This window comes from Azotobacter beijerinckii (genome assembly GCF_900110885.1).
GTDB lineage: Bacteria > Pseudomonadota > Gammaproteobacteria > Pseudomonadales > Pseudomonadaceae > Azotobacter > Azotobacter beijerinckii.
In genome coordinates this window covers 58,512-84,920 of record NZ_FOFJ01000018.1, presented here as the reverse complement: position 1 = coordinate 84,920, position 26,409 = coordinate 58,512, and the positions used below count along the sequence as shown (strand labels likewise).

29 protein-coding genes are annotated in these 26,409 nt (G+C 66.6%); 3 read left to right on the top strand and 26 right to left on the bottom strand.

Annotation, left to right across the window (positions count from 1 at the left end):
• The 5 genes from BMY22_RS11370 to mhpD all read right to left on the bottom strand — a co-directional run.
• Nucleotides 1-954 (bottom strand): OprD family outer membrane porin (locus BMY22_RS11370; protein WP_090622031.1); only part of this gene is annotated, 954 nt, incomplete at its 3' end.
• Between the two features lie 102 nt (nucleotides 955-1,056).
• Nucleotides 1,057-2,304, bottom strand: coding sequence for a 3-(3-hydroxy-phenyl)propionate transporter MhpT (gene mhpT, locus BMY22_RS11365; protein WP_090622030.1), 1,248 nt, complete (start codon nucleotides 2,302-2,304; stop codon nucleotides 1,057-1,059).
• An 85-nt stretch (nucleotides 2,305-2,389) separates the two neighbouring features.
• On the bottom strand, nucleotides 2,390-3,409 hold the full coding sequence (gene dmpG / locus BMY22_RS11360) for a 4-hydroxy-2-oxovalerate aldolase (RefSeq protein WP_090622029.1): 1,020 nt from the start codon (nucleotides 3,407-3,409) through the stop codon (nucleotides 2,390-2,392).
• Between the two features lie 11 nt (nucleotides 3,410-3,420).
• Complete coding sequence (locus tag BMY22_RS11355; RefSeq protein WP_090622040.1) at nucleotides 3,421-4,371, bottom strand: acetaldehyde dehydrogenase (acetylating); 951 nt, start codon at nucleotides 4,369-4,371, stop codon at nucleotides 3,421-3,423.
• 32 nt (nucleotides 4,372-4,403) lie between these two features.
• Nucleotides 4,404-5,198, bottom strand: a complete 795-nt coding sequence (gene mhpD, locus BMY22_RS11350; protein WP_090622027.1) for a 2-keto-4-pentenoate hydratase — start codon at nucleotides 5,196-5,198, stop codon at nucleotides 4,404-4,406.
• Between the two features lie 214 nt (nucleotides 5,199-5,412).
• Here mhpD and BMY22_RS11345 point away from each other — a divergent pair, with 214 nt between their 5' ends.
• Nucleotides 5,413-6,234, top strand: a complete 822-nt coding sequence (locus BMY22_RS11345; RefSeq protein ID WP_090622026.1) for a DNA-binding transcriptional regulator — start codon at nucleotides 5,413-5,415, stop codon at nucleotides 6,232-6,234.
• 101 nt (nucleotides 6,235-6,335) lie between these two features.
• On the opposite strand, the gene BMY22_RS11340 is transcribed toward BMY22_RS11345, so the two are convergent.
• From BMY22_RS11340 to BMY22_RS11320, 5 genes are all read right to left on the bottom strand, one after another.
• On the bottom strand, nucleotides 6,336-7,205 hold the full coding sequence (locus tag BMY22_RS11340) for an alpha/beta fold hydrolase (RefSeq protein ID WP_208599266.1): 870 nt from the start codon (nucleotides 7,203-7,205) through the stop codon (nucleotides 6,336-6,338).
• 109 nt (nucleotides 7,206-7,314) lie between these two features.
• On the bottom strand, nucleotides 7,315-7,875 hold the full coding sequence (locus BMY22_RS11335; protein WP_090622024.1) for a flavin reductase family protein: 561 nt from the start codon (nucleotides 7,873-7,875) through the stop codon (nucleotides 7,315-7,317).
• A gap of 42 nt (nucleotides 7,876-7,917) precedes the next feature.
• Entirely contained in the window at nucleotides 7,918-9,114 is a 1,197-nt protein-coding gene (locus BMY22_RS11330) for an acyl-CoA dehydrogenase family protein (RefSeq protein WP_090622023.1), read from the bottom strand.
• A 56-nt stretch (nucleotides 9,115-9,170) separates the two neighbouring features.
• Entirely contained in the window at nucleotides 9,171-10,109 is a 939-nt protein-coding gene (locus BMY22_RS11325) for a 3-carboxyethylcatechol 2,3-dioxygenase (RefSeq protein ID WP_090622021.1), read from the bottom strand.
• Between the two features lie 486 nt (nucleotides 10,110-10,595).
• Nucleotides 10,596-11,162 (bottom strand): DUF1285 domain-containing protein, encoded by a 567-nt coding sequence (locus BMY22_RS11320; protein ID WP_090622020.1) that lies wholly within the window; start codon nucleotides 11,160-11,162, stop codon nucleotides 10,596-10,598.
• A gap of 78 nt (nucleotides 11,163-11,240) precedes the next feature.
• Between BMY22_RS11320 and BMY22_RS11315 the strand changes: the two genes are divergently transcribed.
• Nucleotides 11,241-12,374, top strand: coding sequence for an aminotransferase class V-fold PLP-dependent enzyme (locus BMY22_RS11315; protein ID WP_090622018.1), 1,134 nt, complete (start codon nucleotides 11,241-11,243; stop codon nucleotides 12,372-12,374).
• Between the two features lie 220 nt (nucleotides 12,375-12,594).
• Here the strand turns inward: BMY22_RS11315 and BMY22_RS11310 are convergent, their stop codons facing one another.
• The 13 genes from BMY22_RS11310 to BMY22_RS11250 form a co-directional block, all read right to left on the bottom strand.
• A complete protein-coding gene (locus tag BMY22_RS11310) occupies nucleotides 12,595-13,380 on the bottom strand; it encodes a TatD family hydrolase (protein ID WP_090622016.1) in 786 nt (261 codons plus the stop codon).
• A 5-nt stretch (nucleotides 13,381-13,385) separates the two neighbouring features.
• Nucleotides 13,386-13,742, bottom strand: coding sequence for a PilZ domain-containing protein (locus BMY22_RS11305; RefSeq protein WP_090622014.1), 357 nt, complete (start codon nucleotides 13,740-13,742; stop codon nucleotides 13,386-13,388).
• A gap of 34 nt (nucleotides 13,743-13,776) precedes the next feature.
• Nucleotides 13,777-14,763, bottom strand: a complete 987-nt coding sequence (locus tag BMY22_RS11300) for a DNA polymerase III subunit delta' (protein WP_090622013.1) — start codon at nucleotides 14,761-14,763, stop codon at nucleotides 13,777-13,779.
• Complete coding sequence (tmk, locus tag BMY22_RS11295) at nucleotides 14,756-15,388, bottom strand: dTMP kinase (protein WP_090622011.1); 633 nt, start codon at nucleotides 15,386-15,388, stop codon at nucleotides 14,756-14,758. The genes BMY22_RS11300 and tmk overlap by 8 nt, the downstream gene beginning before the upstream one ends.
• Nucleotides 15,385-16,461, bottom strand: coding sequence for an endolytic transglycosylase MltG (mltG, locus tag BMY22_RS11290; RefSeq protein ID WP_090622009.1), 1,077 nt, complete (start codon nucleotides 16,459-16,461; stop codon nucleotides 15,385-15,387). Before mltG ends, tmk begins: the two co-directional genes overlap by 4 nt.
• Before the next feature lie 6 nt (nucleotides 16,462-16,467).
• Nucleotides 16,468-17,283 carry an aminodeoxychorismate lyase gene (gene pabC, locus BMY22_RS11285; protein ID WP_090622008.1) on the bottom strand — a complete coding sequence of 272 codons (816 nt, stop codon included), beginning with the start codon at nucleotides 17,281-17,283 and terminating at the stop codon, nucleotides 16,468-16,470.
• Complete coding sequence (gene fabF, locus BMY22_RS11280; protein WP_090622007.1) at nucleotides 17,283-18,527, bottom strand: beta-ketoacyl-ACP synthase II; 1,245 nt, start codon at nucleotides 18,525-18,527, stop codon at nucleotides 17,283-17,285. The genes pabC and fabF overlap by 1 nt, the downstream gene beginning before the upstream one ends.
• A gap of 201 nt (nucleotides 18,528-18,728) precedes the next feature.
• Nucleotides 18,729-18,965, bottom strand: a complete 237-nt coding sequence (gene acpP, locus BMY22_RS11275) for an acyl carrier protein (RefSeq protein ID WP_003283670.1) — start codon at nucleotides 18,963-18,965, stop codon at nucleotides 18,729-18,731.
• Nucleotides 18,966-19,153: 188 nt separating this feature from the next.
• The gene (gene fabG / locus BMY22_RS11270; protein WP_090622005.1) at nucleotides 19,154-19,897 is read right to left on the bottom strand and encodes a 3-oxoacyl-ACP reductase FabG; all 744 of its coding nucleotides are present in this window, start codon (nucleotides 19,895-19,897) and stop codon (nucleotides 19,154-19,156) included.
• 14 nt (nucleotides 19,898-19,911) lie between these two features.
• Entirely contained in the window at nucleotides 19,912-20,850 is a 939-nt protein-coding gene (gene fabD, locus BMY22_RS11265; RefSeq protein ID WP_090622004.1) for an ACP S-malonyltransferase, read from the bottom strand.
• A gap of 95 nt (nucleotides 20,851-20,945) precedes the next feature.
• The gene (gene plsX / locus BMY22_RS11260; protein ID WP_090622002.1) at nucleotides 20,946-21,962 is read right to left on the bottom strand and encodes a phosphate acyltransferase PlsX; all 1,017 of its coding nucleotides are present in this window, start codon (nucleotides 21,960-21,962) and stop codon (nucleotides 20,946-20,948) included.
• A gap of 3 nt (nucleotides 21,963-21,965) precedes the next feature.
• Nucleotides 21,966-22,148 (bottom strand): 50S ribosomal protein L32, encoded by a 183-nt coding sequence (gene rpmF / locus BMY22_RS11255; RefSeq protein ID WP_007160601.1) that lies wholly within the window; start codon nucleotides 22,146-22,148, stop codon nucleotides 21,966-21,968.
• A gap of 13 nt (nucleotides 22,149-22,161) precedes the next feature.
• Entirely contained in the window at nucleotides 22,162-22,689 is a 528-nt protein-coding gene (locus tag BMY22_RS11250; protein WP_090622001.1) for a YceD family protein, read from the bottom strand.
• 107 nt (nucleotides 22,690-22,796) lie between these two features.
• Here BMY22_RS11250 and BMY22_RS11245 point away from each other — a divergent pair, with 107 nt between their 5' ends.
• Nucleotides 22,797-23,375: a Maf family protein gene (locus tag BMY22_RS11245; protein WP_090621999.1), complete on the top strand. Its 579-nt coding sequence runs from the start codon at nucleotides 22,797-22,799 to the stop codon at nucleotides 23,373-23,375.
• Nucleotides 23,376-23,424: 49 nt separating this feature from the next.
• On the opposite strand, the gene BMY22_RS11240 is transcribed toward BMY22_RS11245, so the two are convergent.
• The 3 genes from BMY22_RS11240 to rluC are packed head-to-tail and all read right to left on the bottom strand — an operon-like array spanning nucleotide 23,425 to nucleotide 26,031.
• Nucleotides 23,425-24,399 (bottom strand): S49 family peptidase, encoded by a 975-nt coding sequence (locus BMY22_RS11240; protein ID WP_090621998.1) that lies wholly within the window; start codon nucleotides 24,397-24,399, stop codon nucleotides 23,425-23,427.
• A gap of 2 nt (nucleotides 24,400-24,401) precedes the next feature.
• Nucleotides 24,402-25,085 (bottom strand): HAD-IA family hydrolase, encoded by a 684-nt coding sequence (locus BMY22_RS11235; protein ID WP_208599265.1) that lies wholly within the window; start codon nucleotides 25,083-25,085, stop codon nucleotides 24,402-24,404.
• Nucleotides 25,078-26,031: a 23S rRNA pseudouridine(955/2504/2580) synthase RluC gene (gene rluC / locus BMY22_RS11230; protein ID WP_090621996.1), complete on the bottom strand. Its 954-nt coding sequence runs from the start codon at nucleotides 26,029-26,031 to the stop codon at nucleotides 25,078-25,080. Before rluC ends, BMY22_RS11235 begins: the two co-directional genes overlap by 8 nt.
• Between the last annotated feature and the right edge of the window lie 378 nt (nucleotides 26,032-26,409).

Below are 26,409 nucleotides of genomic sequence, written 5' to 3'. Positions count from 1 at the left end.
GCTGAGCGCGTACTCGGAGATCAGGTGCGGTTCCGAGCCGGCGATGTAGGGCATCGCCGAGTCGCCGCTGGACAGCGAGCCGCCCACCGTCAGCCGGTGCCCGCCCAGCTTGTAGCCGAAGTTCAGCCCGACGTACTGGTTGTCCACCGAGCCGGCCTTGCCCTCGCCCTCCTCGTCGCTGAGGAAGTAGCGGAAGTCGGTCTTGAACTCGCCGGGGCCGAGCTTGAACTGGTGGATCGCGCCCAGGTAGTTCTGCTGGTAGATCTCGTCCAGCCGGGCGTGGTAGTAGCTCAGGGTCAGACCGGAGATGCCGGTGTAGTCGCCGCCGAAGAAGATGAACTGGTCGGACTCGGCGGTGCCGTCGAAGCGCCCGTTGGGCGCGGCGATGGTGATCTTCTGGTAGTCGGTGGAGTCGCGCTGGTTCATCCGGGTCAGGTAGCCGCCCTGGAAACTCAGGCCCGGGATGTCCTGGGAACGCAGGTGGCTGCCGCGGAAGGTCTGCCAGAGCAGCCGGGCCGGGCTGCTGATCAGGATCGGCAGGCGCGGCATCACGGTGCCGACGTTGAGTTCGCTCTTCGAGTAGCGGACCTTGCCGGTGATCCCCAGCTCGGAATACTCGCTCTCGGCCTTGCCGCTGCTGCGGTCGACCGGCAGCAGGCCGGTGCCGGCCCTATCGCGCGAGGAGTCGAGCTGGACGCCGAGCATGCCCTGCAGGTCGAGGCCGAAGCCGACCGGCCCTTCGGTGAAGCCCGACTTGAGGTTGAGGATGAAGCCCTGCGCCCATTCGCGGCGCGCGGACACGTTGCTTTCGCCCTTGTAGTCGCGGTCGAAGTAGAAGTTGCGCAGGGTCAGGCTGCCCTGGCTGTCCTCGATGAAGCCGGCCGCCTGCGCCTGAACTCCTTGGGCGAGCAGCAGCACGGTCGCGCCTGCCGCGCCCCGTCGTGCGTTGAGCATGTCGATTACCTTCTTGTTCTTATGGTCTGCCGCCGCCCCGGCCCGGAGCGGCGGCAGTAAAGGAGTGAATCCGCGGCCCCCCGCCGGGACCGCTGGATCGGTTCAGGCGAGCGCGCCTTGGTCGCGGCGCCGGCCGAGCAGATAGAAGACCGCCACCGCCGCCAGCACGATGCCGGGCGCGGAAGCCAGCATCACCCCGGCGGTACCGGTACCCAGCGCCAGCATCTGCCCGGCCACCAGCGGCCCGCTCATCGAACCCAGGCGGCCGACCGCCACGGCGGCGCCGACCCCGGTGGCACGCACTTCGGTGCGGTAGAACAGCGGCGCCAGGGCATAGAGCACGCCCTGCCCGCCGGTGGCGAACATGCCGGCGGCAAAGCCCGCCACCAACATGCTCGGGAACTCGCGGGCCATACCGAGGCCCGCCAGCGCGGCGAGCAGACCGAGATAGATCAGCCCGGCCATCGCCAGCGGGCGCAGGCGCTCCATCAGCACGCCGAGCATCAGGGTGCCGACCGCCGCGCCGATCTGCAGGGAAAACATCACCCAGCTGGCCTGTCTGCCGGTGAACCCCTGGCCGACCAACAGGCTCGGCAGCCAGCTGATCAGCATGTAGACCACCATCAGGGTGAAGAAATAGGCGGCCCAGAGCAGCAGCGTCGGCAACGCGGCCCCTTGGCGGAAGAGGCCCTGCACGACCGGGACGCGTGTCGCCTTGACGGCCGATTCCTGCCGCGCGCGGAAGGCCGCCGACTCGGGCAGCCAGAGCCCCAGCAACGGCACCACTACCAGCGGCAACACACCGCCGACGTAGTACACCAGCGTCCAGTCGGCGCTGAAGCCGACGATGCCGATGGTCGCCGCCAGCGCCGCGCCCAGCGGCACGCCGCAGTACATCAGGCTCACCGCGGTGCCGCGCAGGCGCTCGCCGGCGGCTTCCGAGCACAGGGCGATCAGGTTGGGCAGCGCCGCGCCGAGACCTACTCCGGTCAGCAGGCGCGCCGCCAGCAGGCTGTTGAGATCCCAGGCATGGGCGGTGGCAATCGAGAAGATGCCGAACAGCGCCACCGAGCCGATCAGCACGCGACGGCGGCCGATGCGGTCGGACAGCCAGCCACCGGCCAGGGCGCCGGGCAGCAGACCGAGAATCCCGGCGCTGAACACCCAGCCCATGTGCAGCTTGTCGAGGCCGAAGGCCGCCGCCATGCCCGGCGCAGCGATGCCCGGCGCCTGGAAATCGATGCCCTCCAGCACGGCGACGGCAAAGCACAGGGCGATGGTCAGCCAGGTCCGTCGGCTGTCCTGTTCCACGTCGGCGGACGCCAGATGTTGCGAGGTGTAGGTCGTCATTGTTGTTGTACCTATCGTTTCTGGGGATGCAGGGAGGCGACCGGCGGCCCTGGGACCGCCGGTGCAGCTCGGGGGCGTCGTGGGTTCAGCGCTTGAGCAGGTCCAGCGCCACGTCGACGATCATGTCTTCCTGGCCGCCGACCATCCGCCGCCTGCCCAGCTCGACCAGGATGTCCACGGTGCTCAGGCCGTATTTGCTCGCCGCCACCTCGGCATGGCGCAGGAAGCTCGAGTAGACGCCGGCGTAGCCGAGGGCCAGGGTCTCGCGGTCGACCCGCACCGGACGGTCCTGCAGCGGACGGACGATCTCGTCGGCGGCGTCCATCAGGGTGTAGAGGTCGGTGCCGTGGTTCCAGCCGAGGCGCTCGGCCGCGGCGATGAACACCTCCAGCGGCGCGTTGCCGGCCCCGGCGCCCATGCCGGCGAGGCTGGCGTCGATGCGGTCGCAGCCTTCCTCCACCGCGACGATGGAGTTGGCCACGCCGAGGCTCAGGTTGTGGTGGGCATGGATGCCGGTCTGGGTGGCCGGGTCGAGCACCTCCTTGACCGCGCGGAAGCGCTCGCGTATGTCCTGCATGCCCATCGCCCCGCCGGAGTCGACCACGTAGATGCAGGTGGCGCCGTAGCGCTCCATCTTCTTCGCCTCGACGGCGAGGTTCTGCGGGCTGGTCATGTGGCTCATCATCAGGAAGCCCACGGTGTCCATGCCGAGCTTTCGGGCGTGCTCGATGTGCTGCCTGGACACGTCCGCCTCGGTGCAGTGGGTGGCGACGCGGACCACCCGGGCGCCAGCCTTATAGGCGTTGTCCAGGTCGTGCACGGTGCCGATGCCGGGCAGCAGCAGGGTGGCGATCTTCGCGTGGCCGACCACCTCGGCCACCGCCTCGATCCACTCCAGATCGGTGTGGGCGCCGAAGCCGTAGTTGAAGCTCGAACCCTGCAGGCCGTCGCCGTGGGCGACCTCGATGGAGTCGACTTTCGCCTGGTCCAGCGCGCGGGCGATGTCCTGGACGTTCTTGATCGAGTACTGGTGACGCACGGCGTGGCTGCCGTCGCGCAGGGTCACGTCGGAGATGTACAGCTTCTTGCCGGGGTTGAAGGTCATGGCGGCGCTCCTTACGCGTTCAGCATCGGCTGGGACAACATGGATTGCGCCATGCGCTCGGCGGTGGCCAGCGCGGCGGAGGTCATGATGTCGAGGTTGCCGGCGTAGGCCGGCAGGTAGTGGGCGGCGCCCTCGACCTCGAGGAACACCGAGGTCTTCAGCCCGGACAGGTGCCCCAGGCCGGGGATGTTCAGCGGCGCGGCGTCGGGGATCACGTCGAACTGCACCCGCTGTTTCAGGCGATAGCCCGGCACGTAGGACTGCACCGCCTGGGCCATTTCTGCGATGGAAGCCTCGACCTGCGCCTGGTCGGCGAGATCCGACAGCACATAGACGGTGTCGCGCATGATCAGCGGCGGCTCGGCCGGGTTGAGGACGATGATCGCCTTGCCCTTCTGCGCCCCGCCGATCACCTCGATGGCCTTGGAAGTGGTCTCGGTGAACTCGTCGATGTTGGCGCGGGTGCCGGGACCTGCCGACTTGCTGCTGATCGAGGCGACGATCTCGGCGTAGTGGACCCTGGCCACGCGGGACACCGCGGCAACCATCGGGATGGTCGCCTGGCCGCCGCAGGTGACCATGTTGACGTTGGTCTCGTGGAGGTTCTGCTCGAGATTCACCACCGGCACGCAGTACGGGCCGATGGCCGCCGGGGTCAGGTCGATCATGCGCAGGCCGGGTTTCAAACCACGCAGGAACACGTCGTTCTTCACGTGGGCACCCGCGCTGGTGGCGTCGAAGACGAAGTCGATGTCGGCGAACACCGGCAGGCGGGTCAGGCCCTCGACGCCCTCAAAGGTGGTGGCCACGCCGAGGCGTGCGGCGCGGGCCAGGCCGTCGGAGGCCGGGTCGATGCCGACCATCGCGCCCATTTCCAGGTGCCGGCCATGACGGAGAATCTTGATCATCAAGTCGGTGCCGATGTTGCCGGAGCCGACGATGGCGACTTTGAGTTTCTTCATGCTGTTGGTCTCTTGTGCATGCAGCGCGCCGATCATTCGGCCGAGAAGTTGACGGCGACCTGGCCGAGGCCGTCGATCACCGCCTCGAAGCGGTCGCCGGCGGCCACGCCGACCATCGGCCCGAGGGCGCCGGTGAGGATCAGGTCGCCGGCCTTGAGCGGCTCGCCCAGGCGGGCCATGGTGCGCGCCAGCCACACCGCGGCGTTCAGCGGATGGCCGAGGCATTCGGCGCCGCTGCCGCTGGAGACGTCCTCGCCGTTGCGGGTCATGCGCATCGCCGCCTGGCGCAGGTCGACGTCGGCCAGCCGGCGCGCCGGGCCGCCGAGCACGAAGCAGCCGCTGGAGGCGTTGTCGGCCACGGTGTCGACGAAGCGGATGTTCCAGTCCTGCACGCGGCTACCGACGATTTCCAGCGCCGGCAGCACCCAGCCGGTGGCCTCGATCAGTTCGGCGAAGGTGGTGTCGGCGCGCGGCAGGTCCTTTTCCAGGATCAGGGCGATCTCCGCCTCGATCTTCGGCTGCAGCACGCGGCCGAACGGGACGACCTCGTTGTCGCCATAGCCCATGTCGGCGAACAGGGTGCCGAAGTCCGGCTGGCCGACGCCGAGCTGTGCCTGCACCTTGGGATTGGTCAGGCCGATCTTGCGGCCGACCACGCGGCGGCCGGCGGCCATGCCGTGGGCGACGTTGAGGCGCTGGATGGCGTAGGCGGCCACGCCGTTGTCCTCGCCGATCAGTCCGCGCAGCGGCTCGACGGCCACCCCGCTCGCCTCGGCCCCGCGCAGGGCGGCGGCCAGTTGTTCCAGGGTCTGTTGGGTCACGCTCATGGAGTACCTCGCAGGGTGCGGGCTGATCGAGCCGAAGCCGGCGACGCCGTTTCGTAGGCTGGCGGGTATACGCTTGGGCTCATTGTTGTTTCCCGCAGGGGGCTTTCCGCCATCGGGGGCGAGTATAGGAACGCCGCCAAAACCCCTACAATGAAAAACCGGACCACCGTGCACTAAGTGCACTTATTTGTTTTTCAAAGGGTTTTCAGCAGATATGAGCAGCGAGCACGATACCGAATACAAGACCGTGCGCGGCCTGACCCGCGGCCTGCAGATCCTCAACGCCCTCAACCGGGTGGACGGCGGCGCCAGTCCGGCGAAGCTGGCCGAGCTGACCGGCCTGCACCGCACCACGGTGCGGCGCCTGCTGGAGACCCTGCAGGACGAGGGCTACGTGCGGCGCAGCGAGTCGGACGACAGCTTCCGCCTGACCATGAAGGTGCGCGAACTGAGCGAAGGCTTTCGCGACGAGCAGTGGATTTCCGCGCTGGCCGCGCCGCTCCTGGCCGAGTTGCTGCAGGAGGTGGTCTGGCCGACCGACCTGTGCACCCTGGACGTGGACGCCATGGTGGTGCGCGAGACCACCCACCGCTTCAGCCGGCTGTCGTTCCATCGCTCGATGGTCGGCCGCCGCCTGCCGATGCTGCTCACTGCCACCGGCCTCGCCTATCTGGCCTTCTGTCCGGACGCCGAACGCGAGCGCATCGTCGAGCTGCTGGCCAGCCGCGACGACGAGCAGGGGCGCCTGGCGCGCGACCGGTCCGGCCTGGACAATCTGCTGCGGCGCACGCGCCATCGCGGCTACGGCGAGAACTACGGCAGCTGGAACAGCGAGGAAAGGATTGCCGCCATCGCCGTGCCGATCTGTGGGGAACAGCGGGTCTACGGCTGTATCAACCTGGTCTACGTGGCCAAGGCGATGACCATCGAGCAGGCGGCGAAGCGCTACCTGCCGGCCTTGCAGCGCTTCGCGGCCACCGTCGAGCAGGGCATCCGGGAACGCGAAGAGGCCGGGCCGGCGCTGGCCGGCAATTGAGCCCGGCCGGCACAAACCGCCCGTAGGAGCCAGCTTGCTGGCGAGCAGAGCTCGAAGCTATCGCCAGCAAGCTGGCTCCTACGGAGGGCCGAACCACCCGCTCAGTGGCCGAGGAAGTCCAGCACCATGCGGTTGAACGTGTCGGCGTGCTCCCACTGCGCCCAGTGGCCGCAGCGGTTGAACACGTGCAGTTCGGCGTTGGGCAGGCCGGCGAGCAGGCGCAGGCCGGTGTCCATCGGCACGAAGCGGTCGTTGCTGCCCCAGACGATCAGGGTCCGCGCCTTGATCTCGCTAAGGCGCGGGCCGAAGTCGGGGAACTGCTTGGGGTTGGCCGCCAGGCTCGCGACGAAGTTCTCCAAGTGGTCGCGACGGCTCAGCATGTTGTCGAGACGGGTCTGGAACAGCTCCTCGGTCAGCTCGCTGGTGTCGTAGACGAAGACGCTCATCATCTTCTTCAGGTTGTCGATGGTCGGCTCGCGGTACAGCCCTTGGAGCAGCTTGATGCCTTCGGTCGGCATCGGCGCGAAGGGGCTGGCGCCGCCGGTGCCGCCGCCCATCAGCACCAGCTTGCCGACGCGCTGCGGATTGGCCAGAGCGAAGGCCACCGCGCTGTGCCCGCCCATCGAGTTGCCGACGAGGTGCGCGCGGTCGATGTCGATGGCGTCGAGCAGGCCCTTCAGGGCGCGGGCATTGAGGTCGGAGCGCGAGCCGCTGCAGACGATCGGGTCGCTCTTGCTCCAGCCCGGGCAGTCCATGAGGATCACCCGGTAGCCGGCGGCGACCAGCGGCTCGAGGTTGCGGTTGAAGTTGGCCCAGCCGCTGGCGCCGGGGCCGGAGCCGTGCAGCATCACCACGGTCTCGGCGCCCGCGCCGCAGTCGTTGTAGTGCAGTTGCAGGTCGAGGTCGCCTTCCTGGATACGGACGAACTGGCTGGTGGAGGCTTCGGTCAGTGCGGGGGTAGTTGCCATCATGTCGTGATACCTGTGTGCGCAAAGCAGTTTCGGTCGGTCGAAAAAAGCCGAAGGCCCCCCTTGGCCATGGAAACGCCAAGGGGGGCACGAGCCGGAAGGGCCGGCAGCGTCACTCCCCGCTCAGGGGGGCGAGACGCCGGAACGCGCCGTTCATGTAGATGAGCGGCTCGCCGCCATGCTCGCCGGTGGCCAGCACCTCGCAGAGGAAAGCGTGGTGGGTGCTCTCGTCGAAGACCTTGACCACCCGGCAGTCGAAGTTGGTCAGGGCTCCCTCCAGCACCGGGACGCCGGTGGTCAGCGTGTGCCACTGGCCATGTTCGAAGCGGGCCTCGCCATGGATGCCCTCGAGCATGCCGGCGAAGACCTTGGCCAGTTGCTCCTGCTCGCCGGAGAGGACGTTGACGCACAGGGCGCCGCTCTTGAGGATCGCCTCGCTGGCGGCGACCCTCTTGTTGACGAAAACCACCAGGCGCGGCGGGTCGGCCGTCACCGAGCAGACCGCGGTGGCGGTCAGACCGACACGGGTTTCGCCGTCATGGGCGGTAACGATGGAGACGCCGACGGCAAAGTTGCGCATGCCATAGCGGTGGGCATCGGAGGTCACCATCGGCAGCGCCGCGAGTTCGGCGTTCGGGGTCCACTCCAGGAGCTGGTTGATATCCTTGGTCATGGCTGTTCACTCTCATGTGTAGGCTGATGGGAAAGGCCCGGCTCAGTTCCTGACGCCGAACGGGTTGCCGGCCGGCAGCGGATTGCCGAGCAACTGCCCCCCCAGCAGATCGCCGATGTTGTCCTGGTTCTGGGTGATGTGGTTGGCGCCGACCAGGATGTCGCGCATCTGGCGCTGCATCGGGCTGCTCAGCCAAACGCCGCGGGTCGAGGTCTTCTTGAAGATCAGGTGCGCCGCCTCGAAGCAGTCGCCGCCGGTGAACTGGTTGGAGGCGAAGGTGCGCACGCGCACCTCCAGCGGCACCAGCTCGCCGCGCGAGGCATAGCCCCAAGCTTCCTCGGTGTTCTGCAGCACGCGGCTGGTCGCGGCGAGGATCTTCGCGTAGGCCTCGCCCAGACGGCCCTTGATGAACGGGTCCTGAACGGCGGCACCGACGGCCTGGTTGAGGTTCTGCCGCGGCTTCATGTGCTCGATGTAGAGGTCGGCCATGCCGCGCGCCATGCCGATGATCACCGAGGACACGGCAGCGTAGAACACGTAGAAGAACGGCATCTTGTAGAGGTTCTCGACCTGCCCGTGGGACTCTTCGCCGTAGGCGGCGATGACGTGGCTGCGGTAGTCGGGCACGAACACGTCCTTGAGGATCAGCTTCTTGCTGCCGGTGCCGGCCAGGCCGACCACATGCCAGTCGTCGACGATCTCGAAGTCGCCGCGCTGGATCCAGAACGAGCGGAACTCCAGCTCGCCTTGGCCGTTGGCCACGCGGCCGCCGACGAAGGCGCCGCCGGCGGCATGGTCGCAACCGCTGGAGGTCAGCCATTCGCCGTTGAGCGCATAGCCGCCCTCCACCGCCTTGACGGTACCGAACGGCGCGTAGGAGGAGGACACCAGCTGGCTGTTGTCCTTGCCCCACAGCTCGTCGCCGCAACGCGGGTCGAGCAGGCCGACCTCGAACGGATGCACGCCGAGCACCATCACGTTCCAGGCGCTGGACGGGCAGCCGCGCGCCAGCTCCATCAGCACCTTGTTCAGCACGTTGGGGCTCATTTCGTAGCCGCCCCAGCGCCTGGGCTGCAGGATCTTGAAGAAACCGGCCTCCTGGAAGTCGGCGATGGTCTCCCTGGGCACCATGCGCGCTTTCTCGCAGGCCTCGGCCCGCTCGCGCAGCGTGGGGATCATCGCCTGGGCACGGGCGACCAGTTCGGCTTCGCTGGGAATCTGCGTTTCGATGTGGCTCATCTGTCTCTCTCCGCGGGTGACGCATTCTTGTTGTGGGGGGCCGCTGCCCGAGGGCATCAGCGTTGCTCGGCGCTCACCACGCCATAGCCGGCGATCCATTGATTGATCGCCCGGTAGTAGTCCTGCCGGGCACGGTAGGCGCCGCCGGCGGCCAGCGCCGCGAAGGCGGCGACCCAGGTGCGGATCTCGTGGGTCGAGCGACCGGCGGCCCTGGAGATCTCCTCGATCCGGAAGTCGTCGATCTCGTCGAGGCGGCCCTGCACCAGCAGGTCGATGAAGGCCAGGTCCCAGTCGACGTTGAGCGGCGTCAACGGGCAGTCCGCGCTGCCGTAGACCTGGCCGGCGGCAATGGTCCGCGCCTGCCGAGCGGCACGCGCTTCCGGGGTCGGATTGCGCCCGGCGATCAGGAACTCGGCGATTTCCTCCGGGGCGCCGGAGAGCAGCGGCACCGGCGGTTCGTGGGAGAGGCCGCCGGTGCCGAGGATCAGCACGCGCTTGTTCAGCGTGGCGACGAAACGGCCCACCGCCTCGCCCAGCTTGCGGATGCGGCGGTAGGGCGCGAAGGGCGGTGCCACCGAGTTGATGATGATCGGGATCACCGGGTAGCTGGTCAGGCTGCCGGTCATCTCCTCGAGGGTCTGGGTGCAGCCGTGATCGACCTGCAGGCGGTGCGACAGGGCGATGTCGACGTCGCTGTCGAGGATGAAGCGCGCCATGTCGAGCGCCAGATCCCGGGGGATCGACAGGGGGCCGGGCAGGGTCCGGTAATCGGCGACCGACTCGGCGGCGGTGGCGATCACGAACGGCGGCATCAGGTCGTAGAACAGGCCGTTGTAGTGATCCGGCGCAAAGATCACGATCAGCTCGGGGTCGAAGGCCTCGACCTCGGCGCGCGATCTGGCGAGCACCGCGTCGACCTCCGCGACGACCTCGGCCCCCGGGTCGTTCAGGCCACGCAAGGGCGTATGCGACAGGCATTTCAGTTTTAGGGTCATCAAGCCTCCTGAAGCCCTGGAGGCGAACCTTCCCGCCGACCAAGGCGTGTCGGCATTCGCAGCGGATTAGCGGTGGCGCACCGTCACGGGCGGCCGTAATCCATTGCCTCATCGGGCAGGTTCGTCTCCTGGCTGTTTTTTGTTCATTTCTGGCCTGGCCATTCTAGGAGCGGGCAACTGACAGCCACAAAACCTATCTGCCTTGCTGGGCACTATGTGCACATGACTGTTTTTTAAAGGATTTTTATATCGAAGGCTTTTTCGGGAAAAACCCGGGCCGGAGATGAGGGCGCCCGGCCGAGGCTATTTGGCCCCCGGCCCGGAGGCCGAACGGGAAGGGATCGTCGAGAAGCTGGGGCGAGGAACGGCGGATCGCCTACCTCGCCCAGGCGCCGGGCAGCGCGGCGGAGGCCGAAAGCAAGCGGCCCGGCAGGCCGGTGCGGGTCGCCGGGCGGGAGCGGGGCCGCACCGACGCCCCGCCCAAGTTCAGTCCTGCGGCCCGAGGGGGAAGAAGGTGCCGCGGCTCCACACGCCCAGCCAGCTGCGCCCGTCGATCTGTCGCGGCTCGGCCAGTTCGACCAACTGGTAGAAGACGTTGCGGTGAATCAGCGCCTCCAGGTTGGCGCGCACGTGCAGGTAGGGCGTAGGCTCCTGACTGTGGGGATCGAGCGCGACCCGCAGCGGGTGCTCGGCACCGGCCTCGACCTCGTCCCCGACCTGGGTGACGAAGCGCAGCACCTGGGCCTCGCCGCGGCCCTCGACCTGCAGGGAAACCGCTACGAAGGGCGCGTCGTCGACCCGGATGCCGACCTTCTCCACCGGAGTCACCAGGAAGTAGTCGTCGCCATCGCGGCGCAGGATGCCGGAAAACAGCTTCACCAGAGCCTTGCGCCCGATCGGGGTACCCATGTAGAACCAGCTGCCATCCCGTGCGATGCGCATGTCGATAGCGCCGCAGAAGGGCGGGTTCCACAGGTGCACGGGGGGCGGCCCCTGGCGGCCGCTCGCGGGAATCTGCGCCAACAGGTCGTCGGCCTTGCCTGGATCGCTCATAGCCTCTCCTCAGCGGGGCGGGACAGTGACTCGAAGTCGAATATGATGCCTGACAACACGATTGCAAGGAGCAAGCCCATGCATGCCATCCACGACGAATTTCCGCAGCTGGCCGGGCTGCGCTACCTCAACCACGCCGCCGTCGCCCCCTGGCCGAAGCGGGCCGGCCAGGCGGTGACCGCCTTCGCCGAGCAGAACGTGCACATCGGCGCGCGAGACTACCCCCAGTGGCTGGGCATCGAGCGGCGCCTGCGCGAACGCCTGATGCGCCTGCTCAACGCGCCGAGCACAGCGGACATCGCACTGGTCAAGAACACCTCGGAGGCGCTGTCCTTCGTCGCCTTCGGCCTGGATTGGCAGGCCGGCGAGCAGATCGTCATCAGCGACGAGGAATTTCCCTCCAACCGCATCGTCTGGGAAGCGCTCAAGCCGCTGGGCGTCGAGGTGGTAGCGGTCGGCCTCAAGGGGAGCGATCCGGAGGCCGACCTGCTCGCCGCCTGCACCCCGCGCACGCGCCTCTTGTCGATCAGTGCCGTGCAGTATGCCAGCGGCCTGCGCCTGGATCTGGAGCGGCTCGGCCAGGGCTGCCGGCAGCGCGGCGTACTGCTCTGCGTCGACGCCATCCAGCAGCTCGGCGCCCTGCCCTTCGACGTGCGCGCCTGCGACTGCGCCTTCGCCATGGCCGACGGGCACAAATGGATGCTCGGCCCGGAAGGGCTCGGGGTGTTCTACTGCCGCAGCGACCTGCGCGAGCAACTCAAGCTGCACGAGTACGGCTGGCACATGCTGGAGAACGCCGGCGACTACGACCGTCGGGAGTGGGAGCCGGCACGCACTGCGCGGCGCTTCGAGTGCGGCAGTCCGAACATGCTCGGCGCCGTGGCGCTGGAGAGCAGCCTGTCGCTGCTCGAGCAGGTGGGCATGGCCACTGTCGCCCAGGGGCTGCGCGAGCGGATGGCTTGTCTCGAGGAAGGCCTCCTGGCGATCCCCGGCATCCACCTGCACAGCCCGAGCGCTCCCGAGCGGCGCGCCGGCATCCTGACCTTCGCGCTGGACGGCTGGGACAACCAGCAGTTGTTCGAGCGCCTCAAGCACGAGCAGGTCGTCTGTGCCCAGCGCGGCGGCGGAATCCGCCTGTCGCCGCACTTCTACACGCCGACCACGGTGCTCGACGAAACCCTGGCGATCCTGCGCCAGCTGGCGTCGGGCTAGGTACTCAGCAGCGGCGAAGGTATTCCAAAACCGTTTAAAAAATGAACAACCCGCACTGGACTGGAGTCCATCCGGGGCAATACTTCCCTTACTGACGTGGCATTCCCCCGATGCCAAGCCAGCCGAAGGCATCCGTGGAACGCCTGCCTTCGCTTACTCCTAATGCTTTTGACCCGGTTTCCTCCCCCAGACTCCGGGTTTTTTTTGCGCGGCAGAAAACTCAGCGCCCGACGCGGGCCAGCGGGAACAGCCGGCGGAAGTTGCCGGTGGTTTGCTCGGCCAGGGTCTCGAAGGGGATGCCGCGCAGTTCGGCGAGAAACTCCGCCACCTCGCGGACGTATTGCGGCAGGTTGGGCTTGCCGCGATGGGGGACGGGGGCCAGCCAGGGCGCGTCGGTTTCCACCAGCAGGCGGTCCGCCGGTACCCGCCGAGCCACCTCGCGCAGGGCCTCGGCATTGCGGAAGGTGACGATGCCGGACAGCGAGATGTAGAAGCCCAGATCCAGCGCCGCCCGAGCCATCTCCCAGTCCTCGGTGAAGCAGTGCAACACGCCGGCCTGCGGCAGGGCGGCCTCGCGCAGCAGGTCCAGGGTATCGGCCCGCGCCGCGCGGGTGTGCACGATAAGCGGCTTGCCGGTGAGGCGCGCCGCCTCCAGGTGCAGACGGAAGGCCTGCTGCTGCAGGGCTGCGGACTCCGGTTGGTAGTGGTAATCCAGGCCGGTCTCGCCGATGGCGACCACCCGCGGGTGGGCGAGTTCGCCGAGCAGCCAGCCGAGGGCCGGCACGGCATCGGGCTCGACGTCCAGCGGGTGCACCCCGACCGAGCAGTCCACGTCGGCATGCCGCTCGGCCAGTGCTCGCACCGCTGCCGCGTTGTCCGCGCTCACGCCAATGCACAGGAAATGCCCGACGCCCCGGGCACGGGCGGCATCCAGCGCGGCCTCCAGCGAGCCGCCATGGGCACCGAGGTCGAGACGATCGAGGTGGCAGTGGGAATCGACCAGCATCGGGATCACATCGTATGAGTGGGACGGTCCGACTTCAGGGCGCCGGCCAGGTAGGTTTCGATCTTGCTGCGTACCGCGTTGTCGCCATCGCCGAACTGCACGCCGACCCCGGCGGCGCGATTGCCCTGGGCGCCGGGCGGGGTGATCCAGACCACCTTGCCGGCCACCGGAAGCTTTTCCGGCTCGTCCATCAGGCTGAGCAGCAGGAAGATTTCGTCGCCGAGCTTGTAACTCTTGTTGGTCGGGATGAACAGGCCGCCATTCTTGAGAAAGGGCATGTAGGAGGCGTAGAGGACCGACTTGTCCTTGATCGACAGGGGCAGGATGCCATTACGCGACCCCAGACCAGATGGCATGCTCATGCAGACTTCCCGACGGCTGACTCAGGCGCGGATTCTAGCCCGGCCCGGGCAGGCTTGCCCACTGCACGAGCAGCGCCTCGAGAAGCAGGGCACGGTTGAGATTGGCCTTGGCAAGAACCTTCTGGCGCTGCGCCAGCAGCCAGTCCTGCATCGCCAGCACCCGGAACTGGGCGCTCTTCTCCGCCAGGTAGCGGACGACCCTGGCCATGTCGGCCAGGCCCAGGCCCCGCTCGTCGGCGGTCAGCTGGTAGCGCAGGATCAGCTGGCTCCAGTCGCAGAACCAGTCGAACAGCAGCGCCAGCGGTACGCCGTTCCAAGCCTCCACCAGTTGGCTGACGCCGGCCTGCTGCTTGAGCAGCTGCTTCACGCCCTCCACCACCTGCGCGCGCTGCTCGCGCACGCCCTCGCCATACAGACGCAGGGCGGCCAGCGGCGATCCGCCGGCCAGGACGAGCAGCTCGGCCAGCTCCTCGTCGGCCTGCTCCGGCAAGGACCCGCGCAGCCAGGCCAGGCTGTCGGCCGTGCCCGGCAGCGGACAAGCCTGCTGCACGCAACGGCTCCTGACGGTCGGCAGCAGGCGGCTGGGCTGGTGGCTGATCAGCAACAGCACGCTCTCCCCGGAGGGCTCCTCGAGGCTTTTCAGCAGGGCATTGGCGGCATTCGGGTTCATCGCCTCGGCCGGCTCCAGCAGGACGACCTTGCGCCCGCCAAGCTGCGCCGTGCGCACGACGAAATCCACCAGCTCGCGCACCTGGTCGACACGGATCGCCTTGTCCGCCTCTTCCGGCTCCAGCCGGAAATGGTCCGGGTGGCTGCCGGCGTGCAGCAGGCGACAGGACTTGCACTGACCGCAGGCCTCCAGGCCGGCCGGACGCTGGCAGAGCAGACGGGCCGCCAGGCGCTCGGCCAGCGCCCGCTTGCCGATGCCGGCCGGACCGTGCAGCAGATAGGCATGGGCGTGCCGGCTACGACCGGCCAACTGCTGCCAGAGTGCCTGCTGCCAGGGGTAAACCTCAGTCACCGCGCGACTCCAGCAGTTGCGGGAGCAAGGCATCCAGACTGCGCTGGACCTCCGCCAGGGGGCGTCCCGCATCCACCACCCGATAGCGCGCCGGATCGCTCGCCGCCCGGCGCAGATAAGCCTGGCGCACCGCCTCGAAGAAGGCTCGACCTTCCTGCTCGAAACGGTCCAGGCGACCGCGGGCGGCGGCGCGGGCCAGACCCACCTCGACCGGCAGGTCGAAGACTAGGGTCAGGTCGGGGCGCAGATCGCCCTGCACGAAGTTTTCCAGGGCCGCGATGCGCGCCTCGGGCACGCCGCGACCGCCGCCCTGATAGGCGTAGGAGGCGTCGGTGAAGCGGTCGCAGAGCACCACGGCGCCGCGCGCCAGCGCCGGCCGGATCACCCCGGCCAAGTGCTGGGCGCGGGCGGCGAAGACCAGCAGCAGCTCGGTATCCACCGCCATCGGCTCGCTGCTGGGCGCCAGCAGCAGTTCGCGGATACGCTCGGCCAAGGGCGTCCCGCCCGGCTCGCGGGTCAGCACCACCTCGCGGCCGCCGGTGCGCAGACCCTCGGCGAGGTATTCGCGATTGGTGCTCTTGCCGGCCCCTTCCGGCCCCTCGAGGGTAATGAACAGACCGCTCACGGGTTCCCCTCGCCGTCCTGCTGCGCAGAGCGCGACAACGTCTCGGGCGACGGGCTGGAGCGATAGTCCGCCCGCCGCTTGAGCTGGTATTCGCGAACCGCCTGGTTGTGGGCCTCGAGGGTCTCGGAAAAGACGTGGCTGCCGTCGCCGCGGGCGACGAAATAAAGCTCGCGGCCGTCCGCCGGGTGCAGCGCTGCATGGATCGCCTCGCGCCCGGGCAGGGCGATCGGGGTTGGCGGCAGGCCGGGCTGGACGTAGGTATTGTAGGGATTCGCCGCGAGCAGCTCGGCGCGCCCGAGCTTGCCGTTGTAGCGCTCGCCCAGGCCATAGATGACCGTGGGATCGGTCTGCAGCAGCATACCCTGCTCGAGCCGGCGCACGAACACCCCGGCGATCTGCCCGCGTTCGCGGGGAACGCCGGTTTCCTTCTCGATGATCGAGGCCATGATCAGTGCCTGGTAGGGGGTTTTATAGGGCAGGTTGGGAGAGCGTTCGGCCCATTCCTCGGCGAGCACCTGCTGCAACCGCCCATAGGCCTGTCTGAGCAGCTCGAAATCGCTCATCCCGCGTACATAGCTATAGGTGTCGGGGAAGAAGCGACCTTCGGGATGGGCCTCCGGCTGGCCGAGCCGAGCCATCAGCTCGGCGTCGGAAATCCCCGCCAGGGACTGCTCCAGCTTGTCTGCACGGGCCAGCGCGGCACGTACCTGGCGAAAGCTCCAGCCCTCGACCAGGGTGAGGTTGTACTGCACCACCTCGCCGTGCTGCCAGAGGTCGAGCAGCTCGGCGGCGCTCATCCCCGGCGCCAGGCGATACTCGCCGCTGCGCAGGCCCTGTTCGGACAGGTTGAAGCGCCAGTACAGGCGCAGCCAGAAGCTCTTGTGCAACAGACCGTCGTCCTGCAAGCGGTTGAGCAGGCCGCCGGGCGTGGCGCCGGCCGGCACCTCCAGCAGGCGCTCCTCGGTGAGTGCCAGGGGCTGTTCGAGCGCGGCCTTCTGCTGCCAGACGGCAAACGACAAGGCCAGTCCGCCCACCAGTAGGCCGCTTTCCAGCAGCAGCAGCCATTTTCGCATCACGTATCAGGCATCCAGTAGCTTGCGGACAAGAGCCTGCAGTTTACGGGTGAGCGTGCCAACCGGCCAGTCGTGTCCCTCGAAGCGGCGCACAGGCCAGATGCCATAGAGGCTGTTGCAGAGAAAGACCTCGTCCGCCGCCAGCAACTCGGCATGGGCAATGTCGCGTACCTGCACGGAAATCCCCGTGCGCTTCGCCAAGGCGAGGATTTCCGTGCGCATCACCCCGGCGACGCCGCAACGGCGAAGGTCGGCAGTCAGCAAGAGGCCATCCTTGACCAGGAACAGATTGCTGAACACCCCTTCGATCACCCGACCGGCCAGGTCGCGCATCAGCCCCTCGGCATGCTCGGCGTCCTGCCACTCGGCGCGGGCGAGCACCTGCTCGAGGCGATTGAGGTGCTTGAGTCCGGCCAGCCGGGGCTGCTCGGCCAGACGGGTGCGACAGGGGAACAGTTGCACGCCCTGCTCGGCATTGGCCGGCGGATACGCGGGGGGCGGACTGCCCAGGAGGATGCGCCGCGGCTGCGCCGAGGGAGAGGGCGCATAACCGCGCAGGCCGTCGCCGCGGGTCAGCAGCAGCTTGGCCACCCCCTCCCCCAGTGCGGCCGAGAAGGCCAGCAGCTCAGTACGGATCAGTGCCAGATCGCCGGGAATCGCCAGTCGGGCACAGCCCTCGGCCAGACGCGCCAGATGCCGCTCCAGCAGCAGCGGCCGGCCCCGGCGCACGGCGAGAGTCTCGAACAGACCGTCGCCGTAGGCCAGCCCACGGTCGACGAGAGGCAGCGACTCGCCAGGCTCGCCGTCGATCCAGCAGGGCATCAGCCAGCGAAGCGGCGAAACACCAACGAGCCGTTGGTACCACCGAAGCCGAAGGAGTTGGACAGCACTACGTCGATCGACAGAGGCCTGGCCTCGTGCGCCACGAAGTCCAGATCGAAGCCCACATCGGGCTCGTCCAGGTTGATCGTCGGCGGAGCGACCCGATCGCGGATCGCCAGCACACTGAAGATCGCCTCGATCGCGCCGGCGGCGCCCAGCAGATGACCGGTCATGGACTTGGTCGAACTGACCGACAGCCGGTAGGCGCTCTCGCCGAAGACCGACTTGAGCGCCGCCACCTCGGCCTGATCGCCCGCCGGCGTCGAGGTGCCATGGGCATTGACGTATTGGACCTGATCGGGATTCAGACCGGCGTCGCGCAAGGCGTTGTACATGCAGCGGGCCGCTCCGGCGCCATTTTCCGGCGGCGAGGTCATGTGAAAGGCATCGCCGCTCATGCCGAAGCCGATCAGCTCGGCATAGATGGTCGCCCCTCGCGCCTTAGCATGCTCCAGCTCTTCGAGCAACAGTGCGCCGGCACCGTCGCCGAGCACGAAGCCGTCACGCCCCTTGTCCCAGGGACGGCTGGCACGCGTCGGATCGTCGTTGCGGGTGGACAACGCCCGAGCGGCGCCGAAACCACCGATACCCAGGCCGCAGGCCGCCATTTCGGCACCGCCGGCGACCATCGCGTCGGCCTCGCCGTAGGCGATATTGCGTGCGGCCATGCCGATGCAGTGGGTGCCGGCCGCACAGGCCGTGGTCATGGCATAGTTCGGCCCCTGGATGCCCAGATGGATCGATAGAAAACCGGAAATCATGTTGATGATCGAGCCCGGCACGAAGAACGGCGAAATTCGCCGCGGCCCCTGTTCGATCATGACTCTGCAATTGTTCTCGATATTCGTGAGACCGCCGATGCCGGAACCCATGGCTACGCCGATACGCTCGCGATTGGTATCGGTGATTTCCAGCCCGGAATCGCGCACAGCCTGGAAACTGGCGGCCAGGCCATACTGGATGAACAGGTCGAGCTTGCGGGCTTCCTTGAGCGACAGGTATTGCTCGACGTCGAACCCCTTCACCGAGCCGCCGAAACGGGTGGCATGGGCCGAAAGGTCCATGTGTTCGAGCGGAGCGATGCCACTGCGACCAGCCAGGACCCCCTGCCAACTGCTCGACACATCGGTACCCAGCGGCGACAACATCCCCAGTCCAGTGACCACGACGCGTCTACGTGACAAAGCAATCTCCTTTCTTCGTTACTGCGCAAAGCGGCGCCCGCAGCTTGCCCGCACGCGGCGAACTGCACCCTGCAGACACTTACCCCGCCGAGCCGGACATGGTCGACAGGCATTATGCAAAAACTCCGGTTATCTCCGCTAAAGAAAAACCGCACGCCTTGTGGGCAGTGCGGCTTTTCCGAGTCGGGAGTCGACGATTACTTATTGCGCGTGGGCATTGATGTAATCGATGGCTTCCTGAACAGTGGTGATTTTCTCGGCCTGTTCGTCCGGAATCTCGGTCTCGAACTCCTCTTCGAGAGCCATCACCAGCTCAACGGTGTCAAGAGAGTCGGCGCCCAGGTCTTCGACAAAGGAAGCGCTGTTGGTGACTTCCTCTTCTTTGACGCCAAGTTGCTCAGCAACGATCTTCTTGACGCGTTCTTCGATGGTGCTCATACCTTATTTTCACTCCTATGGACAAACCAGGCAGATGGAATGCGAGTAAGTTTATAGAAAGGGATTTCAGCATTTCAAGCTGAAGCCGTACCCCTCCGGACCGCCCCGACGATCTGCCTTTTCCGCTTTGGCAGTTCGATGCAGATTTCGGATTGCTCTTTGACTGCTGTCCCGAGGAGTTCGTCACATCAACTCATATACATTCCACCGTTGACCGGAATGGTGGCCCCGGTGACATAGGATGCACCATCCGAGGCGAGAAAGGCGACAACCTGGGCGATTTCCTCGGCCTGGCCGAGGCGGCCCAGCGGAATCTGGCCCTGCAGCGCGTTGCGCTGCGCCTCGGGCAGCTCGCGGGTCATGTCGGTGTCGATGAAGCCGGGGGCAACCGAGTTGACGGTGATTCCCCGCGAACCGACCTCGCGAGCCAGGGCGCGACTGAACCCTTCCAGCCCCGCCTTGGCCGCGGCATAGTTGACCTGGCCGGCGTTGCCCATGGCTCCCACCACCGAACCGATATTGATGATCCGCCCCCAGCGGGCCTTGGTCATGCCGCGCAGGACCGCCTTGGACAGGCGATAGAGGCTGTTGAGGTTGGTGTTGATGACGTCATGCCACTCCTCGTCCTTCATCCGCAGCATCAGGTTGTCGCGGGTGATGCCAGCGTTGTTGACCAGGATCGCCGGCTGGCCGAGATGCTGCTGGATGTGCTCCAGGGTCGTGGCGACGGACTCGTCGCTGGATACGTCCAGCACCAGGCCGGCACCCTCGATGCCATGGCTCTTCAGGGTCTCGGCGATGCTCTCGGCACCGCTCGAAGAAGTAGCGGTACCGATCACCACCGCGCCCTGCCGACCCAACTCCAGTGCGATCGCCTGACCGATGCCACGGCTGGCGCCGGTCACCAGCGCCACTTTGCCTTGCAGACTCATTGTCGTCTCCTTGTTCAGGCCAGCGCCGCACGGGCAGCAGCGAAGGCCTCGGGGGTATCCAGGTTGTGGGTATTGATGCCCTTGACACAGCGCTTGTTCAATCCGGAGAGCACCTTGCCCGGGCCGCATTCGACCAGATCGGTGGCACCCTGGCCGGCCAGGCAGACCATCGACTCGACCCAGCGCACCGGACTGTAGAGCTGTGCCAGCAGGTCGCGCTTGAGGGTATCCAGGTCGCTCACCACGGCGGCACTGGCATTCTGCACCAGCGGAATGCGCGGCGCCTGCCAAGCGATCGCTTCCACCGCCTCGGCGAAACGCTCCGCCGCCGGACGCATCAGTGCACAGTGCGACGGCACGCTGACCGGCAAGGCCATCGCGCGCTTGGCGCCACGCACCTTGCAGGCCTCGACGGCACGTCCGACCGCGGCAGCGGAACCGGCGATCACCACCTGCCCCGGCGCATTGAAGTTCACCGCGCTGACCACCTCGCCCTGCTCGGCCTCGGCGCAGGCCGCCAGCACATCGGCGTCGTCCAGGCCGAGAATCGCCGCCATGCCGCCCTGACCGGCGGGCACGGCCTGCTGCATCAACTGCCCCCGCCGCTCGACCAGCTTCACCGCCTCGACAAAGGACAGACAGCCCGCCGCCACCAGCGCGGAATACTCGCCGAGACTGTGCCCCGCGACGAAAACCGGCAGCGCTCCGTCCTCGGCCTGCCAGAGCCGCCACAGAGCGATCGAGGCAGTCAGGATCGCCGGCTGGGTCTTGTCGGTCTGATTGAGCAACTCCTCCGGCCCTTGCTGAACCAGCGCCCAGAGATCGTAACCAAGGGACTCGGACGCCTCGGCAAAGGTGGCGCCAATCAGCGGGTGCCGGGCACCCTGCTCGGCCAGCATGCCGAGCGACTGCGAACCCTGGCCGGGAAAGATGAATGCGGGGGAAACAGACATAGGAACAGATCCCTGATGATCTTTCTTCGGGAGGCATCCGGTCGGGCCGGACGCATGTTAATCAGTTGGATGACAGGCTATCGGATGCAGTCACATCAGTGCCCTGCCAGCAGCGTTTCCAGCCGGTCATGCAGACGTTGCGGCAAGTTCTCGCGGATCTCCGCCTGCGCACGGAGAATCGCGCTGCGAAACTCCTCGGCGCCCGCCGCACCATGGCTTTTCACCACGATCCCCTGCAACCCCAGGAAACTGGCTCCATTGTGTCGTGCCGGCGCCAGGCGAGCCTGCAACCGACGCAGGAATGGCAAAGCCAGGGCACCGACCAGCCGCGAGGCAAGACTGCGCCTGAACTGCGCCTCGACCTCTCCGGCGATCATCGCGGCGAGCCCTTCGCTGGCCTTCAGTAGAATGTTGCCGACGAAACCATCGCAGACCACCACATCGGCCTCGCCACGATAGAGACCGTCACCCTCGACGAAGCCTACGTAATGGATTCCCCTGGCCCGCTGCAGCAGGGCGGCGGCCTGCTTGACCTGCTGATTGCCCTTGACCTCCTCGGTACCGACGTTCAGCAGCGCTACCCGTGGACGTCCCACGCCGAGGGCCTCCGCGGCGACCGAGCCCATCACGGCGAACTGGTACAGATGCTCGGCACTGCAATCCACATTAGCGCCCAGATCGAGCAAATGGCAGACGCCCCGCTGAGTGGGGAGAGCAGCGAACATCGCCGGCCGATCAACGCCCGGCAGGGTCTTCAGCATATGCCGGGACAACGCCATCAGAGCCCCCGTGTTACCGGCGCTAACGCAGGCCTGAACCCGCCCCTCGCACAGCAAACCCAGGGCCACGCGCATGGAGGAGTCCGCCTTGCGGCGCAGCGCATGGGCAGGACGCTCGCCCATGGCGATCACGCCTCCCGCATGCACGACGCTCAGGCGAGCACGATCGACCCGTGGATGACGAGCAATCAACTCTTCGAGAAGGGAGGCTTGGCCGACGAGGACCAGATGCAGCGAAGGCATCTCAGCCAGACAGGCGAGACAGGCAGGGACAATACAGCGGGGACCGGAGTCCCCACTCATTGCATCGACAGCGATGAGCGAAGCGGACAAGAGTTACTCGTCGGAGCCCTTGTCGATCACTTTGCGGCCACGGTAGAAACCGTCCGGCGACACGTGGTGACGCAGATGAACTTCACCGGTGCTCTTCTCGACGGACAGGGCGTTCGCCTCGAGCGCGTCATGGGAGCGACGCATATCGCGTGCGGAACGGGACTTTTTGTTCTGCTGAACAGCCATAACTGATTAACTCCTAAACGTTTGGGTCACGCTTTAACTGCGCCAGTACGCTGAACGGGTTGGACCGCGATACCTCGTCCTCGCTCGGTTCGGGCTCTTCGAGCCCGGCCGGCGGCTGGCAAACATCAGGGTCATGGAGCGGAACGATGGGCAAGGCAAGCAACAGCTCGTCCTCGACCAGCGCCAGCAGATCCAAAGGATCTTCCCCAACTTCCAGCACGTCATAGTCCTTGGGCAACGACTGAGTGTTCGCTCCTTCCTTTACCACCGCGTAATGGCATTCGCTGTGGATCGGCAGGGCGACCAGCTCCAGACAACGCTGGCAAACCATCTTGACCTCGACATCGAGCTCGCTGTGGATGACCACAGCCTTGCGCTCGTCGCGCTCAAAATGGAGTTTCGCGTGTACCACCCCCGAACCTTCGGCAAGCGGATCGCAAAGACGCGGCAAGCTCGCCAGCTGCAGATCGCCCTCGAGGGTCGCACTGCGATCAGCCAGCTTGCGTGGATCAACGTGAGGTGGAATCGGCCCATTCAACATAGGGGCGGCATTCTAGGGATGGGTCGGAGCGGTGTCAAAGGGAATTCCGCTCTGTCCGCCAATCGGCAGGCGCCGCTAGAATCGCACTCCCCCGCCAGGAGAATGCCATGCTGCCTCTCGTGCTCGCCTCCAGCTCCATCTATCGCCGCGAACTGCTGAGCCGCCTGCGGCTGCCCTTCACCTGTGCCTCGCCGTCCATCGACGAGACCCCCCGCCACGGAGAGGCTGCCGACAGCCTGGTCAGGCGCCTGGCCACCGAAAAGGCGGGTGCCCTGACCCAAGAACACCCGCAACACCTGATCATCGGCTCGGACCAAGTCGCCGTGCTGAATGGACAGATCCTCGGCAAACCCCACGACCTGCCACGCGCCCGCGAGCAACTGCAGAGCGCCAGCGGCAACAGCGTGACCTTCTTGACCGGACTGGCTCTGCTCAACACATCCAGCGGGATTTTGCAGGTCGACTGCATTCCCTTCAGGGTGCACTTTCGCCAGCTGGACGAAGCCTGCATCGAGCGCTACCTGGCAGCCGAACAACCCTTCGACTGCGCCGGGAGCTTCAAATCAGAAGGACTCGGCGTGAGCCTGTTCCGCTCCACCGAGGGCGAAGACGCCACCAGCCTGATCGGCCTGCCTCTGATCCGACTGGTCGACATGCTGCTGGCCGAGGGCGTACAGATTCCCTGAGCCCCCATCGAAAAGCGGTCCGGCACCACGCCGGACCCTGGATACCTGATCAGTGTAGGGCCGGAGCCTGCAGCCCCATCCACATCTCCAGACGCTCCGCCACACCGGTTCCCAGCTTCTTGGCGAAGCGGTCCAGCGGCGTTTCCCGCACCGTGAAGTCGACCAAGCTCTCCGCGCCGACCACTTCGCGAGCCACGTGACTGGCGCTGCCCAGCGCATCGACCAACCCCAACTGCAAAGCCTGCTCGCCGGACCAGACCAGACCGGAGAACAACTCGGGATGGTCCTTGTCCTTCAGCCGCTCGCCGCGCCCCTGCTTGACGCTGTCGATGAACTGCCGGTGGGTGACATCCAGCACCTCCCGCCAGAAGCGCACTTCGCCTTCCTTCTGCGGCTGGAACGGATCAAGGAAAGCCTTGTGCTCGCCGGCCGTGTAGACCCGGCGCTCAACCCCAAGCCGCTCCATCGCCCCGACGAAGCCGAAGCTTGCCGCCGTCACCCCGATCGAGCCGACCAGACTGGCCTTGTCCGCATAGACAGCATCGGCGGCGCTGGCGATATAGTAGGCGCCGGAGGCTCCGAGATCGGTGATGACCGCATAGAGCTTGATGTCGGGATGCGCGGCACGCAGGCGGCGAATCTCGTCATAGATGTAGCCGGACTGCACGGGACTGCCGCCCGGACTGTTGATGCGCAGCACCACACCCTTGGTGTGCTTGTCCTTGAAGGCGGCCCGCAGACTGCCGACGATATTGTCGGCGCTGGCCGACTCGCTGTCGGCGATTACTCCACGCACCTCGACCAGCGCGGTGTGATCCCCTGTGCGCGCCGCCTCCTTCAGGCTCAGCGCCGGAGAAAACATCACCAGGAGGGTCGACAGATAGGCGAACCCCAGCAACTTGAAGAAGATTCCCCAGCGTCGCGCCCGCCGCCGTTCCTCCACAGTGGCCAGCAAAGTCTTTTCCAGCAGCTTCCAGCTCTTCTCGTCGCCGCCTTCCGGTGGCGCCTTCCAGTCATCTGCCATGCCTACCCCTCAACGGCGATATCTTGCACCGACCGCACATCCAGCCAGGCGCACAACTCGCCAAAGTCATCGATAACCAGACGCGGCCCATGCAAGCGAAGCGCCTCGACGGACTGCGCCCCGTAAGTCACCGCCACCGCCCCCACCCCGGCCTGCCGCGCCATCTGCAGATCGAACGAGGAGTCCCCCACCATCAAAGCCTGCTCGGGCGATACCCCGCAGTGTGCGAGGATCTCGTGCAGCATCCGCGGATCCGGCTTGCTGGCGGTTTCGTCCGCACAACGGCTGACGTCGAAATATGCCTGCCAGCCACGCCCCGCCAACACTCGATCCAGCCCCCGACGCGTCTTGCCGGTGGCCACCGCCAGACGGTAGCCCGCAGCCCGAAACGCCTCCAACGCCTCGGCCACACCGGAGTAGAGCGGCGACGGCTCGCTCTCCAGGGCCAGATAATGCTCGCTGTAGAGCCGGCCAGCACGCTCCAGTAGCCGGGCGTCGCGCAAATCCGGATAGAGCGTGCGGATCGCCTCGGGCAAGCCGAGCCCGATGATGCCCTTTATCGCCGCGTCGCTGCGCGGCTCGAGGCCGCAGCCCGCCGCCGCGACACGAATGGACTCGACGATGCGCCCGATGGAGTCGACCAGCGTGCCATCCCAGTCGAAGATCAACAGCCGATAATCAGTCACTCAAACGCTCCAAGGTCTGCCCCCACATCTCATCCACCGGCGCCTCCAGACGCAGCTCGCCCCCCTCCGGCAACGGCACTGCCAGCGAGTAGGCGTGCAGGAACAGGCGCTTGCCGCCGAGCGAGCGGATCTCGCGGGTGAAATCCTCGTCGCCATACTTGGCATCGCCGGCAATCGGATGCCCGGCATGTCGAGCATGTACCCGGATCTGATGGGTCCGCCCGGTGACAGGCTTGGCCTCCACCAGCGTGGCGAAGTCGCCGAAACGTCGCAACACACGGAACAGCGTCAGCGCCTCCCGCCCCTCGTCGTCGACCTCCACCATCCGCTCGCCGGAGCGCAGGGTGTTCTTCTGCAACGGGGCACTGACCTGTTTCCGGGCACTCGGCCAGGATCCGCGCACCAGCGCCAGATAACGCTTGTCCACCCCATCGCCACGCAGCGCCTCGTGCAGATGGCGCAACATGCTGCGCTTCTTGGCGACCATCAGCAGGCCCGAGGTATCCCGGTCGAGCCGATGAACCAACTCCAGATCCTTCAGCTCCGGACGCAACTGGCGCAATGCCTCGATCACGCCATAACTGAGTCCGCTACCACCATGCACGGCGATGCCGGTCGGCTTGTTCAGCACGATCAGCGCCTTGTCTTCGTAAAGAATGGCCGTCTCGAGTCGTTCGAGCAGCCCCTGGGCCAGCGGGACCGGCTCGTCGCGCTCGGCCAGGCGCAGCGGCGGCACGCGCACCAGATCGCCGGCCTGCAGCTTGTACTCGGGCTTGATCCGCCCCTTGTTCACCCGCACCTCGCCCTTGCGCAGGATGCGGTAGATCAGGGTCTTGGGGGCGCCCTTGAGCTGGGTGCGGAGGAAGTTGTCGATTCGCTGGCCGGCCGTTTCCGGCCCGACCTCCAGAATCTGGACGCCAGAACTTGCGTGGGAGGGATTTATCATTGCGGCATCATATCAATTTTCATGGAATTGAAGCACTTATTAATAGCTGCTATAGTCGCAGATGCCGCCATTTACGGCCAGGCCAGCGGACGGGCGCAAAATCGAACAGTCATCCCAACCGCACGCTACCCGATCCAGGACGTAAGGCCGTCCGACGGGACTTCACCCAAATACCGCGAAGCCTCGGAAACAAATGCCTTAGCTATATGGCGTGCCTCCATCCAAGGGAGGTCGCGATAATTGCCAACTCGCTGCAGATTCTGCGAACGGCACCCGATTTTCAAAGGACACGTGCAGGGTGGAGATGCACAACCATCGGATTGCGTAGCTGCAAGCTTTTATCACAGACGCGCATGACGTCCGCTGCCGATGCTTGAT

Bases quoted from the DNA above. Each gene is read 5' to 3' on its own strand.
- fabG (WP_090622005.1), bottom strand. From the start codon at position 19,897: ATGAGTCTGCAAGGCAAAGTGGCGCTGGTGACCGGCGCCAGCCGTGGC.
- BMY22_RS11250 (WP_090622001.1), bottom strand. From the start codon at position 22,689: ATGTTGAATGGGCCGATTCCACCTCACGTTGATCCACGCAAGCTGGCT.
- fabD (WP_090622004.1), bottom strand. From the start codon at position 20,850: ATGTCTGTTTCCCCCGCATTCATCTTTCCCGGCCAGGGTTCGCAGTCG.
- BMY22_RS11325 (WP_090622021.1), bottom strand. From the start codon at position 10,109: ATGACCCTAAAACTGAAATGCCTGTCGCATACGCCCTTGCGTGGCCTG.
- BMY22_RS11330 (WP_090622023.1), bottom strand. From the start codon at position 9,114: ATGAGCCACATCGAAACGCAGATTCCCAGCGAAGCCGAACTGGTCGCC.
- mltG (WP_090622009.1), bottom strand. From the start codon at position 16,461: ATGCGAAAATGGCTGCTGCTGCTGGAAAGCGGCCTACTGGTGGGCGGA.
- mhpD (WP_090622027.1), bottom strand. From the start codon at position 5,198: ATGAGCGTGACCCAACAGACCCTGGAACAACTGGCCGCCGCCCTGCGC.
- BMY22_RS11320 (WP_090622020.1), bottom strand. From the start codon at position 11,162: ATGAGCGATCCAGGCAAGGCCGACGACCTGTTGGCGCAGATTCCCGCG.
- BMY22_RS11315 (WP_090622018.1), top strand. From the start codon at position 11,241: ATGCATGCCATCCACGACGAATTTCCGCAGCTGGCCGGGCTGCGCTAC.
- acpP (WP_003283670.1), bottom strand. From the start codon at position 18,965: ATGAGCACCATCGAAGAACGCGTCAAGAAGATCGTTGCTGAGCAACTT.
- BMY22_RS11305 (WP_090622014.1), bottom strand. From the start codon at position 13,742: ATGAGCATGCCATCTGGTCTGGGGTCGCGTAATGGCATCCTGCCCCTG.
- BMY22_RS11345 (WP_090622026.1), top strand. From the start codon at position 5,413: ATGAGCAGCGAGCACGATACCGAATACAAGACCGTGCGCGGCCTGACC.
- BMY22_RS11340 (WP_208599266.1), bottom strand. From the start codon at position 7,205: ATGATGGCAACTACCCCCGCACTGACCGAAGCCTCCACCAGCCAGTTC.
- BMY22_RS11355 (WP_090622040.1), bottom strand. From the start codon at position 4,371: ATGAAGAAACTCAAAGTCGCCATCGTCGGCTCCGGCAACATCGGCACC.
- mhpT (WP_090622030.1), bottom strand. From the start codon at position 2,304: ATGACGACCTACACCTCGCAACATCTGGCGTCCGCCGACGTGGAACAG.
- pabC (WP_090622008.1), bottom strand. From the start codon at position 17,283: ATGCCCTGCTGGATCGACGGCGAGCCTGGCGAGTCGCTGCCTCTCGTC.
- dmpG (WP_090622029.1), bottom strand. From the start codon at position 3,409: ATGACCTTCAACCCCGGCAAGAAGCTGTACATCTCCGACGTGACCCTG.
- BMY22_RS11335 (WP_090622024.1), bottom strand. From the start codon at position 7,875: ATGACCAAGGATATCAACCAGCTCCTGGAGTGGACCCCGAACGCCGAA.
- BMY22_RS11310 (WP_090622016.1), bottom strand. From the start codon at position 13,380: ATGCTGGTCGATTCCCACTGCCACCTCGATCGTCTCGACCTCGGTGCC.
- BMY22_RS11240 (WP_090621998.1), bottom strand. From the start codon at position 24,399: ATGGCAGATGACTGGAAGGCGCCACCGGAAGGCGGCGACGAGAAGAGC.
- rpmF (WP_007160601.1), bottom strand. From the start codon at position 22,148: ATGGCTGTTCAGCAGAACAAAAAGTCCCGTTCCGCACGCGATATGCGT.
- rluC (WP_090621996.1), bottom strand. From the start codon at position 26,031: ATGATAAATCCCTCCCACGCAAGTTCTGGCGTCCAGATTCTGGAGGTC.
- BMY22_RS11245 (WP_090621999.1), top strand. From the start codon at position 22,797: ATGCTGCCTCTCGTGCTCGCCTCCAGCTCCATCTATCGCCGCGAACTG.